Origin of the sequence: Halovivax ruber XH-70 (genome assembly GCF_000328525.1) — an archaeon.
Classification (GTDB): domain Archaea; phylum Halobacteriota; class Halobacteria; order Halobacteriales; family Natrialbaceae; genus Halovivax; species Halovivax ruber.
Genome location: NC_019964.1, coordinates 820,003 through 836,404, shown reverse-complemented (window position 1 = coordinate 836,404; position 16,402 = coordinate 820,003). Strand labels below are relative to the sequence as shown.

The window sequence follows — 16,402 nt, the reverse complement described above, 5'->3', positions numbered from 1 at the left end:
CATGGAAGGATTGTTTACATTCGCGCCCGCAATCGTGCTGTTCCCGCTGGTGGCGTTCGCGATCACGCTGCTCGTGGGCCGCTACCTGCCCCTCGGCGGTGCGATCCCGGGTATCGTCGCGACTGGCGGATCGCTCGCGCTCTCGCTGGTGATGGCCGCGGCCGTCGCCGGCGGCGAGACGACGAACGAACTGGTGTACACGTGGTTCGAGACACCCGAGATCACGTTCCACTTCGGCCTGCTGATCGACCCGCTGTCGGCGGCCATGCTGGTCGTGGTCTCGCTGATCGCCTTCCTCGTCCACATCTTCAGCCTGAGCTACATGAACGGCGAGGGCGAGACCGGCCTGCCGCGGTACTACGCCGGACTCGGCCTCTTTACGTTCAGCATGCTCGCGTTCGTGGTCGCGGACAACCTGCTGATGTCGTTCGTCTTCTTCGAGCTGGTGGGACTGTGTTCGTTCCTCCTCATCGGCTTCTGGTACCGGACGAAATCGGCGCCCTCCGCGGCGAAGAAGGCGTTCCTCGTCACGCGCTTCGGGGACTTCTTCTTCCTCGTGGGTGTCGTCGCCATCGCCGCGTCCTACGGCACACTCAGCTTCGCCGGTGACGCGTCGTTCGTCACCGCGGCCGAGTCGGCGATCGACTCGGAGACCTTCTTCGGCTTCGACGCCGACACCTGGGTGACGATCACCGGACTCCTCGTCCTGGGCGGCGTAATCGGCAAGTCCGCCCAGTTCCCGCTGCACACGTGGTTGCCCGACGCGATGGAGGGTCCGACGCCGGTGTCGGCGCTCATCCACGCGGCGACGATGGTCGCCGCCGGCGTCTACCTCGTCGCCCGGATGTTCGGCTACTACGCGCTGTCGCCCACGGCGCTCGCTGTCATCGCGTTCGTCGGCGGCTTCACGGCACTGTTCGCGGCGACGATGGGCTGTGTCAAAGACGACGTGAAACAGGTGCTCGCGTACTCCACCATCAGCCAGTACGGCTACATGATGCTCGCGATGGGCGTCGGCGGCTACGTCGCCGGCGTCTTCCACCTGCTCAACCACGCCGTCTTCAAGGCGCTGCTGTTCCTCGGGGCCGGCGCAGTCATCATCGCCATGCACCACGAGCAGGACATGTGGAAGATGGGCGGGCTCAAAGACCGGATGCCCGTTACCTACTACACGTTCCTCGCGGGCTCGCTCGCGCTCGCGGGCATCATCCCGTTTTCCGGCTTCTGGTCGAAAGACGAGGTGCTCTACGACGCGCTCATCGTCGGCCTGGACGAACCGCTCATCCTCGCCGCGTACGCGATGGCGCTACTGGCCGTGTTCTTCACCGGATTCTACACGATCCGGATGGTCCGGCTGACGTTCCACGGCGAGCCCCGGTCGGAGGCGGCCGAATCACCCCACGCGATCGGCCTGCCGGCGAAGATTCCGCTGGCCGTACTCGGCGTCCTGGCACTCGTCGGTGGGGCGATGAACCTGAAGCCGCTCGAAGAACTCGCCGGCCTCGAGGTTGCGTTCCTCGAACGATGGCTCGACGGGCAGGGTGTCGGCTCGGTCGACGGGCTGACCTACCACGCCTACAGCGAGACGGTCCACTACGGTCACGAGTACATCGGCGGTCCCGAGGGGACGGTGGTCCTCTCTGCAGTCCTCTCGCTCGGCCTGGCGCTGGCTGGCGCCGGGCTCGCCTGGACACTGTACGGCGGCCCGGAGCCGACGCGTCACACCGAGCGCCTCGGCGCGCTTCGCGACCTCGCCGTCGCCAACTACTACCAGGACGAGTACCAGGTCTGGCTGGCACGTGGCCTCACGCTGCCGCTGGCCCGGGCGAGCGACCGGTTCGACCAGACGGCTATCGACGGCGTCGTCGACGGTGTCGGTAGCGTCAGCCGCTTCGGCGGCGAGCGACTCAGACGGCTCCAGACGGGGCAGGTGACCGACTACGCGGCGCTCGTGATACTCGGTGTGCTCGCGTTACTGGTCGTTCTGGGTATCAACGGAGGGTGGTTCCTGTGATGATCGAGCTGTTACTCGCGGTCGTGTTCGTTGGCGCGGCCGTCACGTTCCTCGCACCGAATCGAATCGCCGGCAAACTCGCGTTCGCCATCAGCCTGCTGCCCGCCGGCATCTCGCTGTGGATGCTGACGGCGTTCGACGGGAGCGGCAACGCGTTGCTCTCCGGCGGGCAGCTGGCGTTCGAGTCACAGGCCGAGTGGTTCCAGGTCGGCGAGTACGCCGTGAGCTGGTTCGTCGGACTGGATGGTATCAGCCTGCCGCTGGTCGTCCTGACGACGATCCTGACCTCGCTCGCGATCCTCTCGTCGTGGACGCCCATCGACGAGCGCCAGTCGCAGTTCTACGGCCTCGTGCTGTTCATCGAGGCCAACCTGCTCGGCGTCTTCGTCGCGCTCGACTTCCTCCTGTGGTTCGTCTTCTGGGAGGCCGTCCTCATCCCGATGTACTTCCTGATCGGGGTCTGGGGCGGGCCGCGACGCAAGTACGCCGCGATCAAGTTCTTCGTCTACACGAACGTCGCCTCGCTCGTGCTGTTCGGGGCGTTCGTGACGCTCGTCTTCGCCCTCGGGGGTGACGGTGGCGTCTCGAGTTTCGCGTTGCCGGAGATCGCGCAAGCGATGCACGCGGGCGGCATTCCGGAGGGAACTTCGCTGTTCGGGCTGGGCGCCGCCGAGCTGTCGGCCGCGATCTTCGTCGCGCTCTTCCTCGGCTTCGCGGTGAAGGTGCCCATCGTCCCGTTCCACACCTGGCTCCCAGACGCCCACGTCGAGGCGCCGACGCCCGCGTCGGTGCTGCTGGCCGGCGTCCTGCTGAAGATGGGGACCTACGCCCTGTTGCGATTCAACTTCACCATGTTCCCAGAACAGGTCGAGACGTTCGCGATCCCGATCGCCGCGATCGCCGTGATCAGCGTGATCTACGGCGCGATGCTCGCACTCGCCCAGACGGACCTCAAACGAATCGTTGCGTATTCGTCCGTCTCGTCAATGGGCTACGTCATCCTGGGACTCGTCGCGTACACGCAGTTCGGCATCGGCGGCGCGACCTTCCAGATGGTGAGCCACGGGCTGATCTCCGGGCTCATGTTCATGGCCGTCGGCGTCGTCTACAACGCGACCCACACCCGGATGGTGACGGACATGTCCGGGATCACGGCGAAGATGCCGGTCGCGAGCTGGATCTTCGTTGCCGGCGCGTTCGGCTACATGGGCCTGCCGCTCATGTCCGGCTTCTACGCCGAGTTCGCCATCTTCTACGGCGCCTTCGGCTCGGAACTGCTCTCCAATGCGCCGCTCTTTACCGGTGTGGCGATGTTCGGCATCGTCATCGTCGCCGGCTACCTGCTGTACGCGATGCAGCGGACGTTCTTCGGGCCGTTCGCCCTGGAGACGGACTACGAGTTAGATCGCGCGCCGCTTCACGACGTCGCGCCGATGCTCGTCCTGCTCGCGCTGATCGTCGTCCTCGGGGTCGCCCCCGACACCATCTTCGGGATGATCACCGACGCGACCGAGCCGATCGTCGCGGCCTACGGAGGTGAGGCGGCGTGATCGAACCCGTCCAGCTCCCCGACGCCGCGGCGCTCGGTCCGGCGCTCGTCCTGGGACTGACGGCGCTCATCGTCTTCGTGTTCGACAGTGTCAGACCGCACGAACCGGACCGAGGGCTGCTCGCGGGGACGACCGCCACGGGCTCGCTCCTCGCACTCGGCGTCGGCGTCTGGTACATGATCGCCGGCGTCGGCGTCCCCGAGCCCGACGGGGCCGGCGTCATCTCCCTCTTCGACGGCCAGCTCGTCGTCGACCAGCTCGCGCTGTTCTTCATGCTCGTGACGGCGATCGTCACGGCGCTGGTCGCGATCGCGAGCTACGACTACATGGACGGACACGCCCACCAGGGCGAGTACTACTCGCTCGTCCTGCTCGCGGCGACCGGCATGGCGACGATGGCCGCGGCCAACAGCCTCGTCACCGTCTTCCTCGCGCTCGAACTGGCGAGTCTGCCGTCGTACGCGCTCGTGGCCATCCTGAAGGACAATCGCGGGAGCGTCGAGGCGGGACTGAAGTACTTCCTGCTCGGCGCGCTCTCGTCGGCCATCTTCGTCTACGGGATCAGCCTGGTCTACGGGGCGACGGGCGTCCTCCAGCTCGACCTCGTCGCCGAGGCGATCACGGGTGAGACGGGCCAGCACGTCCTCACCGGCAACGCCCACGACGTCGCGGGCCACGACGGATTGCTCGGCGTCGGGATCGTGTTGCTCCTCGTCGGAATCGCGTTCAAGACCGCGAGCGTCCCACTTCACTTCTGGGCACCGGAAGCCTACGAGGGCGCGCCCGCGCCGATCGCGGCGTTCCTCTCGTCGGCCTCGAAGGCTGCCGGCTTCGTGATCGCGATTCGCGTGTTCACGACCGCGTTCCCCGTCGAGGCGACCGCGGGACTGGTCGGGTTCGACTGGTCGGTCGCCTTCGCCGTCCTCGCGGTCGCGACGATGACGATCGGCAACTTCGCCGCGGCCGTCCAGGAGAACGTCAAGCGCATGCTCGCGTACTCCTCGGTCGGTCACGCCGGCTACGCGCTGATCGGCCTCGCCGGTGTCGGAGCCGGGGCGAACGAACTCGTCCTCGGCGCCGCGCTCATGCACCTGTTCGTCTACGCGTTCATGAACACCGGCGCGTTCCTCTTCGTCGCACTCGCCGAGTACTGGGGTGTCGGCCGTACGTTCGCCGACTACAACGGACTCGGTCGACGCGCCCCGATCGCCTGCGTCGCGCTGACGGTGTTCATGTTCAGCCTGGCGGGGATTCCGCCACTGGGCGGATTCCTGAGCAAGTACCTCCTCTTCTGGGGGTCGCTCCAGGCCGGCATGCTGTTCGTCGCCGGTGCGCTCGTGGTAAACAGCGCGCTCTCGCTGTACTACTACTCGCGACTGGTGAAGGCAGTCTGGTTCGAAGAGCCGGTGACCGACCACGGGTCGCTCGCCCAGCCGGTGGGCCTCTACGCGGCACTCATCGCGGCCGCCGTGATGACCGTCGTCGTCCTCCCCGGCTTCGGGCCGATCGCCGACTCGGCACTCGACGCGGCGACGGCAGTGCTCACCTCCTGATCGGCGCTCGAGCACTGAACCCGGGTAGCTTTTACACGCGTCGGCCGAACTCCGCCCATGGTCCGTCGGCTGATCCTCGGGTGTGGCGACGTCGGTGAGCGACTCGCCGAGTCACTGGGGGCGGAGCCGACGTCAGTCCTCGGTATCGACGACGATCGAACCGTCGTGGATCGACTGCGCGACCGTGGTGTCCCGGCCAGGCGAGGGGATCCGACGGAACCCGCGACGCTCGCCGACCTCGACTCGCCAGGGACGATCCTCGTCGCCGGCGATCGGGGCGACGAGAATCTGGCGGCGGCGACCCTGGCCCGTGACCGGTTTCCCGAGGCCCGACTCGTCGTCTACGCCGGCGCCGATCCCACACAGACGGTCGTCGAGCAGCTCCAGGCGGTCGCCGACGACGTGGTCGAGGGCGCACGGGCGCTCGCCGATCGCGTCCTCGAAGAGGGAGCGAGTCCGGCGGCCGAACGGGCGAGACGGCTCCGGTCGGCGCTCTCGGCGATCGACGGTCGACTCGCCGTCGTCACACACGACAATCCGGACCCGGACGCCATCGCCAGCGCAATCGCACTCGTCGTGCTGGCCGAATCGGTCGGCATCGACGCCGACGCCTGCTACTACGGGGAGATTTCACATCAGGAGAATCGGGCGATGCTCAACGTCCTCGACCTCGAGGTCCGCCACCTCGAGGCGGCCAGCGCGATCGATGCCTACGACGGCGTCGCCCTCGTCGATCACTCCCGGCCCGGGATCAACGACGGACTGGCGACGGACGCCGACGTCGATATCGTCATCGACCACCACCCACCTCGCGGCCCGGTAGCGGGCTCGTTCGTCGACATCCGGCACCTGGCCGGCGCGACGAGTACGGTCATGACGGAGTACGTCGACCGCTTCGGTGTCGACTTCGATCGGCAGACGGCGACGGCGCTCCTCTTCGGGATTCGCATCGACACGAACGACTTCACGCGCGAGACGACGGCGCTCGACTTCCGTGCGGCCGCAGCGCTCAGCCCCCACGTCGACCAGACGGCACTCGACCGTATCGAACGGCCGACGGTCGACGGAGAGACGGTCGACACGATCGCCCGCGCGATCAAAAATCGGAAGCGATACGACGACGTCGTGGTCTCGAGCTGTGGGCAGATCGCGAGCCGTGACGCCCTTCCCCAGGCCGCCGACCGATTGCTCTCGATGGACGGTGTCGACACGACGCTGGTCTACGGGTTCATCGACGACATGGTCTACCTCTCGGCCCGATCTCGCGACGACGAGCAGGACGTCGGCGAAGTGATTCGTGACGCCTTCGAACCGATCGGCAGTGCGGGCGGCCACAGCGACATGGCCGGCGCCCAGCTCGAAATCGGCGTCCTCGGGAGTAGAGACACCGACGGGACCGACGGTGACGAACCGGACCACGCCGCCGTCATCGTCTCGGCGGTCGAGGACGTCGTCGAACACCGCTTTATCGAGGCGATCGACTCGATCCCCGACGTCCCGAAAGGCGGCTACACGCGCGAGAGTGAGTTGCTGTTCGACCCGACACGTACCGGCGTCGTCTCCCGGGACGAGGGCGAACGCTCGACCTAGCGAGTGCGTCGCCGGGTTGAAAGGCGGGGCCATCCCGGTGGGAGACGACCGGCCCGAGAGGTGTCGAACAAGATCCGGAGCGACGGTGCGTGTGATCGAGAGAGGAGCAGGTTTTTGCGCACGCGACGTGTTCGGCGACGTATGGAGGAGGCGTGGCGCGGGAGCAAGCCCCAGGTTGGCGAGTATATGACCCAGGACGTCGCGACGGTCGCCCCGGAGGCGACGGTCGAGGAGGTCGCGGTTCGCATCGCCGAGAGCGACAATCACAGCGGCTATCCCGTCTGCGATCGCCGGCGCGTCGAAGGGTTCGTCAGCGCACGCGATCTGTTGCTCGCCGACGACGGCGAGCCGATCTGGAAGGTGATGTCGACGAACCTCATCGTCGCCCACCCCGAGATGAAGGTGACCGACGCCGCCCGCGTGATTCTGCGCTCGGGAATCCAGAAGCTCCCGGTGGTCGACGACGCGGGCAACCTCGTCGGCATCATCTCGAACGCGGACGTGATCCGCAGCCAGATCGAGCGCGCCACGCCCGAGAAGGTCGGGAAACTCATCCGGACGCTGCAGAATATCCACGGCGTCAACTTCGAGCGCACGCGACGGACGGTCCCGCTCGACGACCTCGTCCCCACCCAGGGACGGGTCTACGCCGACGAGTTAGAGGGCCGGCGCTACGAGCTCGAACACGGCCTCGCCGAACCCCTCGTGGTCATCGACAACGCCGGCGCGACGCTGCTCGCAGACGGCCACCACCGCGTCCTCGCCGCGGATCGCCTCGATATCGACGAAATGGACGCCTACATCATCGAGACGGGCGAGCCGCTCGATCTGGGCATGGCCCGGACCGCCCAGAAGGAGAACCTGTCCTCGATCGACGACATCGAGGTCGTCGACTACGCCCGCCATCCGCTCGTCGAGACGACGAAGCGATTACAGTCCGAAAGCGAGTGAGGCAGCGAGCGTCGCCTGTGGAGCGACCGATCGTCGGGCACCCGTTCGACGGAAATGTTTATACACCAACCACTCGTTGGCGCGAGTGAATGACCAACGCGGACACGGCCATCGACTCGGCCGACCGAGCGGCCGTGGAGACGGTCCCTTCGGGTGACCGAACCGGTAGCGACGGCGAATCGACATCTTCGGAGTCGGCGCCACCGGCGTCCTCCTCGACCGACCCCATCGTCGAGGCTCGCGGACTCACGAAAACGTACGGCAGCGGCGACGACGCGGTCACGGCAGTCGACGACGTCGACCTCGCGATCGAGCGGGGGACGGTCGTCGGCATCCTCGGACCGAACGGGGCGGGCAAGACCACGACGATCAAACTCCTGCTCGGGTTGATCCTGCCGGACGCTGGCGAGGCGCTGATCGATGGTGTCGACGTTATCGACTCGCCCAGAGTGGGCTATCGTGCGGTCGGCGCAATGTTAGAGGGCGCACGCAACGTCTACTGGCGTCTCACCGTCAGAGAGAACGTCCGGTACTTCGCACGACTCGGTGATCGGCCGGCCGATCCGGACAGAATCGACGCGCTGATCGAGCAGGTCGGCCTGGCCGAGAAGGCCGACACCACGGTCAACGAACTCTCCCGAGGGATGAAACAGAAGACCTCGCTGGCGTGTACGCTCGTCCGGGAGACGCCAGTGGTTTTTCTCGACGAGCCGACGCTCGGACTCGACGTCGAGAGTTCGCTCGATCTGCGTCGTGAACTCCGGACGCTCGTCGACGAGGAAGAGCGAACCGTGATCCTCTCGAGCCACGACATGGACGTCATCGAGGCCGTCTGCGACCGCGTCGTGATCATGAACGAGGGCCGCGTCGTGGCCGACGAGACGATCGACGACCTCCTCTCGGTGTTCCGAACGCAGTCCTACCGCGTCCGTCTCGACGGGACGCTCACCGCCGAGACGAAAGCGACGCTCGAGTCGACCGTCAACGCAACCGACTGGGTCGAACAGGGGGAGACGACGCAGTTCGACGCCCCGGCGGTCCAGGGTGACGCGTTTCACGAGATGCTGGCGACGATCCGCACGTCGCAAGCAGCGTTCCGGTCCGTGGACCTGCTGGAACCGGACCTGGAGGAGATCTTCCTCGACGTGACCGACTCGGAGGACGACGAATGAGTCACGGCACTGGCGGAGCGGAACGCACTCCAGGGGAGACTGCCGAAGACGAGCAGCGTCGACCGACAGACGGACACGAGTACCGCCGATCGAGCGTCGCGTCACTTCGCCGACTCACGGCAGCTATCTTCGAGAAGCAACTCGTCCTCCTCAGGCGTTACTGGATCAACACGGCGGCGATGCTCGTCACCACCTACATCTTCTTCGCGATGATCTTCTACGGCGGACAGGCCGTCGCCGGCCCGGCCATCGAGGATTCGCTCGACGGGATCGTCGTCGGCTTCTTCCTCTTTACGGCGACGCTCTCGGCGTTCTTCGGGACGGCGGCGAACATCCAGAGCGAGGCCCAGTGGGGCACGCTCGAACAGCTGTTCATGTCGCCACACGGTATCGGCCGCGTGATGGCGGTCAAGTCCGTCTGGAACGTCGCCCTGAGCGTTGCCATCGCCCTGATCCTGCTCGTGGTCATGCTCGTTACGACGGGGCGGACGCTGACCGTCGACGTCCTGACCATCTCGGTCGTGACGGTGCTTGCGGTCTGTTCGGTCCTCGGCGTCGGCTTCGTCTTCGCCGGACTCTCGCTGCTCTACAAGCGCATCGAGAACGTCCAGCAACTCATGCAGTTCGCCTTCATCGGGCTCATCGTCGCGCCCGTGACGAACGCCCACTGGGCCGTCGGCCTGCTCCCGCTCTCGATGGGGAGCGCCATGTTACAGGCCTCGATGAGCGATGGGCAGGTCCTCTGGACGTTCCCGCTCGCCGATCTCGCGCTGCTCGTCGTCACGGCCGTGGCGTACCCGCTCGTGGGCTACCTCGTCTTCCGCCTGTGCGTTCGTCGGGCACGGCGGCTGGGTGTGATGGGCCACTACTGACGCGTCGGCACCGCTGTCTTTGCTCCCGGGACGACGCGGAATCGCTGGTCCGAACCGCACCGCCACACCGTTCCCGAAGGCTAATGTCGATACCTGTGTAACCTCGGGTCATGTACGACGAGGAGGAGCTCTCCGAGATCCGGGAGGCCGAGTCCCGGTGGGAATCGGAGACACTGGATCCGGTACTCGACCGCTTCGGCGAACGCAAGGATCGCTTCGCGTCGGTCTCGAACCTCGAGGTCGATCGGCTCTACACGCCCGACGACGTGGCCGACCTCGACTACGACGCGGATCTGGGCTTCCCGGGCGAGGAACCCTACACGCGCGGCCCATATCCGACGATGTATCGCGGGCGCACGTGGACGATGCGGCAGTTCGCCGGTTTCGGTACCGCCGAGGAGACCAACGAGCGCTTTCACTACCTCATCGACCAGGGCCAGACCGGGCTCTCGACGGCGTTCGACATGCCCTCGCTGATGGGGCTGGACTCCGATCACCGGATGAGCCAGGGAGAGGTCGGCAAGGAAGGCGTCGCCGTCGACACCCTGCGGGACATGGAGATCCTCTTCGATGGGATCGACCTGGACGAGGTCTCGACGAGTTTCACGATCAACCCCTCCGCACCAGTCATCTACGCGATGTACGTCGCCCTGGCCGACAAACAGGGCGTTCCCCGCGAGGAGATCCGCGGCACCCTCCAGAACGACATGTTCAAGGAGTTCATCGCCCAGAAGGAGTGGACCATCCCCCCGGAGCCCTCACTCGATCTCGTCACCGACGTCGTCGAGTTCAGCGCCCAGGAGACGCCACAGTTCCACCCGATCTCGGTCTCGGGCTATCACATCCGCGAGGCCGGTTCGACCGCGGTGCAGGAACTGGCCTTCACGCTCGCGGACGGCTTCGGCTACGTCGAAGACGCGATGGACCGCGGGCTCGACGTGGACGACTTCGCCCCGCGCCTGTCTTTCTTTTTCAACTGCCACAACTCCTTCTTCGAGGAGGTCGCGAAGTTCCGCGCCGCCCGGCGCATCTACGCCCGCGTGATGGACGAGTGGTACGACGCCGAGCAGGCGGAGTCGAAACGGCTGAAATTCCACACCCAGACCGCCGGCCAGTCGCTGACCGCCCAGCAGCCGCTCAACAACGTCGTCCGCGTGACGATCCAGGCGCTCGCGGGTGTCATGGGTGGCACACAGAGCCTCCACACCAACAGCTTCGACGAGGCGCTGGCACTCCCGAGCGAGGACGCCGTCCGCGTCTCGCTGCGCACCCAGCAGATCATCGCCGAGGAGTCCGGCGCCGCGGACATCGTCGACCCGCTCGGCGGCTCGTTCGCCGTCGAGAGTCTGACGAACGAGGTCGAGGAGAAGGCGATGGCCTACATCGAGGAGATCAAAGACCTCGGCGACGGCTCCGTTCGTGACGGCATCCTGCAGGGCATCGACGACGGGTTCTTCCTCCGAGAGATCCAGGAAGCCTCCTACGAGTACCAGGAACGCGTCGAACGCGAGGAGGAGGTCGTCGTCGGTGTCAACGAGTACACCCTGGAGGAAGACACCAGTCCGGACCTGCTCCACGTCGACGAGGAAGCCACGAAGGAACGCCAGCTCCAGCGCCTGGAAGCGGTCAAGGACGAACGCGACGACGAGGCCGTCGCGGACTCGCTCGATGCCCTCCGTGAGGCCACCGAGGCCGGCGAGAACACGATGCCCTACATCGTCGACGCCGTGAAGGCCTACGCAACGATGGGCGAGATCATGGACGTCTTCGAAGCCGTCCACGGCGCCTACACCGAACAGATCGGCCTGGCGTGAGCCGATTGCTGGGGTAGCAGCGACGACCATACGCAATTCCTACTCGACGAACGTGACCTCGTCACCGACACGGAGCGTCCCGGAGCGATCCGCCTCGGGAACGCGTGTGATCGTCATCAGGCTGTAGAAGTGATCGAACGCGCTCTCGTCCGCCCAGTCGGGGAACGTCTCTCGGCGTTTGCGGGCGAACCGCTCGCGGAACTCGGGCGTCTCCTCGCCAGAGTCCGGGTCTCTCGCCGGGACGATACAGCGACCGCACGGCGTCACGCCTTCGAACCGCACGCCGTCGATCTCGAAGGCGGGTGCGTCCGCGCCGACGAATCGATCCTCCCAGAAGGGATCGACGCCGCCGATCTCGACGTTCGCTCGGAGTCGCCGTCGGACGCTCTCGACGGAGAGGTCCGCGAACCAGTCCGCGACGGTCTCGATCGTCGCCGTACTGATCACCGACGGGCCCATCGACCGCCGGTCGACGTAGCCGAGCGAGCGGTCGCGTTCGATGGTCACGTCGCAGTCGAAGTACTCGCCGAACCACGACGCCGCATCCCGTCGATCCGATTCGGCGTCGAGGTCGAATCGCCGTCGCGTCCCGTCCGGCGTCTCGACGGTGAGCGTGTACGAATCCGGATCGAACGACGTCTCGAGGGTGTGGACGGCGGCCGTCCGCTTGCCGTTTATCACTGCGCCCTCGTCGTCGGACAGCGCGAACTCACGGTCGTGGGCAAGGGTCCCACCGGCGGTGAACGCCGACGACTCGACGTCGATCCCATCGAGCGCTTTCACCGGGTAGACGCGCAGGCGGTCGAGCGTGGCCATTACGGGATCGTCTGGGCCGGAGGGGATTAGTCGTTCGCGTTCGGCCGGTGGTGGTGCGATAGAACGGATGATCGCTCGCCGTCATCGTCGCTCACTCAGGCGGATTTCGTGCGACGAGTTCGACGCGGCGGGCATCCAGTTCCTCCACGTAGTGGTCGATGGCCAACCCCGCCACCGCCGCTCGCAGCTCACCCGGTTCGAACCGGTATCGCGCGTCGACGCGTGCCGCCGCTTCGGTGTCCCTGACGAGGTGGTGCTCGTAGTAGAGGACGCCGCCCGGGGAGAGTGTGTCCCGAATCGCATCCAGTCGGTGGCGGGCGTCGAAGAAACTGATCGTCACCAGATCGTACGCGCCCGATGGAAAACAGTAGTCGTCGACGTCAGCGAGGAGCCAGTTCACCGACACATCCCGCTCGTTCGCCCGCCGTCGAGCTGGATCCAGCATCGCTCGCGAGATGTCGATCGCGTCGACCGTCCACCCGTGCTCGGCGAGGGAGATCGCGTTGCGTCCGTGACCGGTCGCCACGTCGAGTGCGCGGCCGGGCGACAGCGACCCGATCACGTCGCTGAGAAGGGGTGACGGAGCCGCCTCGCTCGGAGCCGCCTCAGCTGTCTCTCCAGGGCAGCCGGTCTGATCGCGAGTCACAGGCGTCCTTCGGTCGGCAAGGGCGTAAGCATCTCCCGTGGGGTGTACATCCCCCATTGGGTATTCCAGTCCGCGCCCCCGCGCGACGGTGGAGTTCGACGCGATCCAGAATTCGATGAGAGGGAGAATGTTTATCGGGCTCATGGGTGAAGGAGTTCGTGACTATGAGTGACGATCCCGCGGTCGAACTCGAGGCCCGCCTCGAGGAACAGGAATCCTTCGAGCCGCCGGCGTCGTTCGTCGAGCAGGCGAACGTCAGTGACGAGGGCATCCGCGAGCGGTTCGCCGAGGAGTGGCCCGAGTGCTGGACGGAGGCGGCCGACCTCCTCACCTGGGACGAGACCTACGACGAGGTGTTAGACGACAGCGACGCGCCACACTACGAGTGGTTCACCGGCGGCTCGCTCAACGCCTCGGCCAACTGCCTCGATCGCCACGTCGCGAACGGGGCCAAGAACCGTGCGGCCATCAAGTGGGAGGGCGAACTCGGTGAGACGCGCACCTACACCTACGGCGATCTGCTGAACGAGGTCGAGGCGTTCGCCGCGAGCCTCCGGGACCTCGGCGTCGAGGAGGACGACGTGGTCACGCTCTACATGCCGATGATCCCAGAGCTGCCGATCGCGATGCTCGCCTGTGCGCGCATCGGCGCGCCGCACTCGGTCGTCTTCGCTGGCTTCTCCGCCGACGCACTCGCGACCCGGATGAATTCGGCCGAGAGCGAGTACCTCGTCACCTGCGACGGCTACTATCGCCGGGGCGACGCACTGAATCACAAGGAAAAGACGGACAACGGGCTCCGCGGGGTCGAGGGCGACGTCGAGACGGTCGTCGTCGACCGACTCGGCGACGAACTCACTCACTTCCTCGGCGAGCACGCCCACGACTACGGAGAACTCGTCGAGGCCCACGAGGGCGCGTCGGTCGAACCCGTCTCTCGGGACGCCGAGGACATGCTCTTCCTGATGTACACGTCCGGGACCACCGGCGAACCCAAGGGCGTCAAGCACACGACGGGAGGCTACCTGGCCTACACCGCCTGGACGAGTCAGGCAGTCCTCGACGTCAAGCCCGAGGACACCTACTGGTGTGCTGCGGACATCGGCTGGATCACCGGCCACTCCTACATCGTCTACGGGCCGCTCGCGCTCGGGACCACGACGATGATGTACGAGGGGACGCCTGACTATCCGGAACGCGACCGACTCTGGAAGCTGATCGAGAAAAACCGAGTCGACACCTTCTACACCGCCCCGACCGCCATCCGCTCGTTCATGAAGTGGGGCACGGAGTACCCCGAGCGCCACGACCTCTCGAGCCTCCGCCTGCTCGGCACCGTCGGCGAACCGATCAACCCGCGTGCCTGGAAGTGGTACTACAAACACATCGGGAACGAGAAGTGCCCCATCGTCGACACCTGGTGGCAGACCGAAACTGGCGGCATGATGGTCACTACCCTCCCGGGCATCGACACGATGAAACCCGGCTCCGCGGGCCCGCCGTTGCCCGGCGTCGACGCGCAAGTTGTCGACGCGAACGACGACCCGGTCGAAGCCGGTGAGGCGGGCTACCTCACCGTCCAGAAGCCCTGGCCCGGAATGCTCCGCACGCTCTACAAAAACGACGAGCGCTTCATCGACGAATACTGGCGCGAGTACTCCGACCCCGACACGGACGAGTGGGTCTACTTCCCGGAAGACGGCGCTAAACTCGACGATGACGGCTACATCACGGTCCTCGGCCGCGTCGACGACGTGATCAACGTCTCCGGTCACCGCCTGGGAACGATGGAGATCGAAAGCGCGATCGTCGGCGTCAGCGGCGTCGCCGAGGCCGCCGTCGTCGGCGGCACGCACGACGTCAAGGGTGAAGCCGTCTACACCTACGTCATCCTCGAAGACGGCCAGGAACCGACCGAGAAGATGCGCGAGCGCGTCGTCGAAGGCGTCGAGGACGCCATCGGCCCGATCGCCCGGCCCGAAGAAGTCATCTTCACGCCCGAACTCCCGAAGACCCGCTCTGGTAAGATCATGCGTCGCCTGCTCGAAGACGTCGCCTCCGGCGCAGAGCTGGGCGACACCTCGACGCTTCGCAACCCCGAGATCGTCGCGGAGATTCAGGCGCAAGTGAACGAGGACTGAGCGAGAGAAAACGATTAGTTACGCTATAATGGGTTATCCAATATATACCAATCTCCACTTGTTCTTCCACCAATTGGGAACGGTTCCATAAGGTAGAAATTTTTTAATTTCCAATTGCCCCATTCTCCCGCCATATTTCTTTGAATTTGTCCTGTGAGGCTCTGTATCACTTCATCTGTTTGAAACCGGAAATCATTTGCATGAATTGCACGCCACGTTAAAGAAGGACCACCAGGGAAGTATCCCTGGAACTGTACACCAATAGATAATCTTGCTTGATCATCCTCAACGTCAGGAACAATCGTTACCTCATCCCTGAACCAGTTGACGCTAGTGTCATATTCCAAATCATATCTATATTAGTATAAGACCCATCGTCAAATGTAGCATAGCAAGTTATATCTGTTTTCGAAGTGTCAATTCCTGCTACAGGATTGTCGGTTGTAGTAAGGTCAGAATATGCATATTGGGTTGTGGAGGTGGGATCGGTTTCGCCTACAGATACAGACTTTTCAACGGTAGTTCGCGCATCAGCTCGACCGCGTCGGTTCGGAGGGATAGCATGTGGAAGAATTACGAGAGGTGAATTCATGTCTCCAATACTACCACCAGACCATTCAAGAAGTTCAATGTCGAGCGAGTGATTTGGATCAGTCTGTTGTCCTGGACGATGTTCATTTATTGAGGAATTGTGTACCGTAAATCTGGTATACCAGCCATCTCGCACCTTTCTAACCACGCGTGGTGCCATACCAGTTTCAGCCTCTACATAGGCCTCTCCATTTCCTCTTTCTACTCGATCACCACGTAGCTGTGGCCGAGTGCTTGATTTAGGAATATCATAACGTGCTGTGTGGTTACCCGATTCATCCATCACTTCAATAACAATTGAATTGTTGCCATTGTGGATAACCTCCGCTTTAATTATTTCTTCCACACGCCCCCGTTCAGTATTACGGTTGTTTGAAGTGATTCGGTATGTAGCTTCAATATTCAGCCAGTCAATATTATTTGACCGGGTTACCGCTGATACACCCGATGACAGACCAGCGAATCCACTTCCGGCAACGAGACCTCGAATCATTTCCCGTCTGCCTGTGAATTTCCGCACCATACAACAGCTATGCCGCACGCATATATTAATCTAGTTTCTATCTCATAATATGAAAGTAGGAGAGATGTGGGGCATTGGCGTCGACCACCCCACCAGCATATAAGAGATAGTGGTATGGCTACTCTCCTATTACTTATCAGAAATTGGCCACAGGACAAAGGACCAATAT

12 protein-coding genes are annotated in these 16,402 nt (G+C 64.4%); 9 read left to right on the top strand and 3 right to left on the bottom strand.

What is annotated here, in order from left to right:
- The first annotated feature begins 1 nt into the window (after position 1).
- The 8 genes from nuoL (at position 2) to HALRU_RS03805 (ending at position 11,516) form a co-directional block, all read left to right on the top strand.
- Complete coding sequence (gene nuoL, locus HALRU_RS03840; protein ID WP_015300094.1) at positions 2–2,014, top strand: NADH-quinone oxidoreductase subunit L; 2,013 nt, start codon at positions 2–4, stop codon at positions 2,012–2,014.
- Complete coding sequence (locus HALRU_RS03835; RefSeq protein WP_148680424.1) at positions 2,011–3,564, top strand: complex I subunit 4 family protein; 1,554 nt, start codon at positions 2,011–2,013, stop codon at positions 3,562–3,564. The genes nuoL and HALRU_RS03835 overlap by 4 nt, the downstream gene beginning before the upstream one ends.
- On the top strand, positions 3,564–5,117 hold the full coding sequence (locus HALRU_RS03830) for an NADH-quinone oxidoreductase subunit N (RefSeq protein ID WP_148680613.1): 1,554 nt from the start codon (positions 3,564–3,566) through the stop codon (positions 5,115–5,117). The genes HALRU_RS03835 and HALRU_RS03830 overlap by 1 nt, the downstream gene beginning before the upstream one ends.
- 57 nt (positions 5,118–5,174) lie before the next feature.
- Complete coding sequence (locus HALRU_RS03825; protein WP_015300091.1) at positions 5,175–6,707, top strand: DHH family phosphoesterase; 1,533 nt, start codon at positions 5,175–5,177, stop codon at positions 6,705–6,707.
- A 141-nt stretch (positions 6,708–6,848) separates the two neighbouring features.
- Positions 6,849–7,658 carry a CBS pair associated ParBc domain-containing protein gene (locus HALRU_RS03820; RefSeq protein WP_015300090.1) on the top strand — a complete coding sequence of 270 codons (810 nt, stop codon included), beginning with the start codon at positions 6,849–6,851 and terminating at the stop codon, positions 7,656–7,658.
- A gap of 89 nt (positions 7,659–7,747) precedes the next feature.
- Complete coding sequence (locus HALRU_RS03815) at positions 7,748–8,830, top strand: ABC transporter ATP-binding protein (protein WP_015300089.1); 1,083 nt, start codon at positions 7,748–7,750, stop codon at positions 8,828–8,830.
- On the top strand, positions 8,827–9,702 hold the full coding sequence (locus HALRU_RS03810) for an ABC transporter permease (RefSeq protein WP_015300088.1): 876 nt from the start codon (positions 8,827–8,829) through the stop codon (positions 9,700–9,702). The genes HALRU_RS03815 and HALRU_RS03810 overlap by 4 nt, the downstream gene beginning before the upstream one ends.
- 110 nt (positions 9,703–9,812) lie before the next feature.
- A complete protein-coding gene (locus HALRU_RS03805) occupies positions 9,813–11,516 on the top strand; it encodes a methylmalonyl-CoA mutase family protein (RefSeq protein WP_015300087.1) in 1,704 nt (567 codons plus the stop codon).
- A 39-nt stretch (positions 11,517–11,555) separates the two neighbouring features.
- Here the strand turns inward: HALRU_RS03805 and HALRU_RS03800 are convergent, their stop codons facing one another.
- Both HALRU_RS03800 and HALRU_RS03795 read right to left on the bottom strand, forming a co-directional pair.
- Positions 11,556–12,332 carry an MOSC domain-containing protein gene (locus HALRU_RS03800; protein WP_015300086.1) on the bottom strand — a complete coding sequence of 259 codons (777 nt, stop codon included), beginning with the start codon at positions 12,330–12,332 and terminating at the stop codon, positions 11,556–11,558.
- Between the two features lie 91 nt (positions 12,333–12,423).
- Positions 12,424–12,978 carry a class I SAM-dependent methyltransferase gene (locus HALRU_RS03795; RefSeq protein WP_148680423.1) on the bottom strand — a complete coding sequence of 185 codons (555 nt, stop codon included), beginning with the start codon at positions 12,976–12,978 and terminating at the stop codon, positions 12,424–12,426.
- Between the two features lie 164 nt (positions 12,979–13,142).
- On the opposite strand from HALRU_RS03795, the gene acs reads away from it, so the two are divergent.
- Positions 13,143–15,119, top strand: coding sequence for an acetate--CoA ligase (acs, locus tag HALRU_RS03790; protein WP_015300084.1), 1,977 nt, complete (start codon positions 13,143–13,145; stop codon positions 15,117–15,119).
- 304 nt (positions 15,120–15,423) lie between these two features.
- Here acs and HALRU_RS03785 read toward each other — a convergent pair whose 3' ends face one another.
- Positions 15,424–16,233, bottom strand: coding sequence for a hypothetical protein (locus HALRU_RS03785; protein ID WP_015300083.1), 810 nt, complete (start codon positions 16,231–16,233; stop codon positions 15,424–15,426).
- Positions 16,234–16,402: the final 169 nt, after the last annotated feature.

Excerpts from the sequence above, each read along its gene's own strand:
- HALRU_RS03825 (WP_015300091.1), top strand. The coding sequence starts at position 5,175 with ATGGTCCGTCGGCTGATCCTCGGGTGTGGCGACGTCGGTGAGCGACTC.
- acs (WP_015300084.1), top strand. The coding sequence starts at position 13,143 with ATGAGTGACGATCCCGCGGTCGAACTCGAGGCCCGCCTCGAGGAACAG.
- HALRU_RS03820 (WP_015300090.1), top strand. The coding sequence starts at position 6,849 with ATGGAGGAGGCGTGGCGCGGGAGCAAGCCCCAGGTTGGCGAGTATATG.
- HALRU_RS03800 (WP_015300086.1), bottom strand. The coding sequence starts at position 12,332 with ATGGCCACGCTCGACCGCCTGCGCGTCTACCCGGTGAAAGCGCTCGAT.
- HALRU_RS03815 (WP_015300089.1), top strand. The coding sequence starts at position 7,748 with ATGACCAACGCGGACACGGCCATCGACTCGGCCGACCGAGCGGCCGTG.
- HALRU_RS03785 (WP_015300083.1), bottom strand. The coding sequence starts at position 16,233 with ATGGTGCGGAAATTCACAGGCAGACGGGAAATGATTCGAGGTCTCGTT.
- nuoL (WP_015300094.1), top strand. The coding sequence starts at position 2 with ATGGAAGGATTGTTTACATTCGCGCCCGCAATCGTGCTGTTCCCGCTG.
- HALRU_RS03810 (WP_015300088.1), top strand. The coding sequence starts at position 8,827 with ATGAGTCACGGCACTGGCGGAGCGGAACGCACTCCAGGGGAGACTGCC.
- HALRU_RS03805 (WP_015300087.1), top strand. The coding sequence starts at position 9,813 with ATGTACGACGAGGAGGAGCTCTCCGAGATCCGGGAGGCCGAGTCCCGG.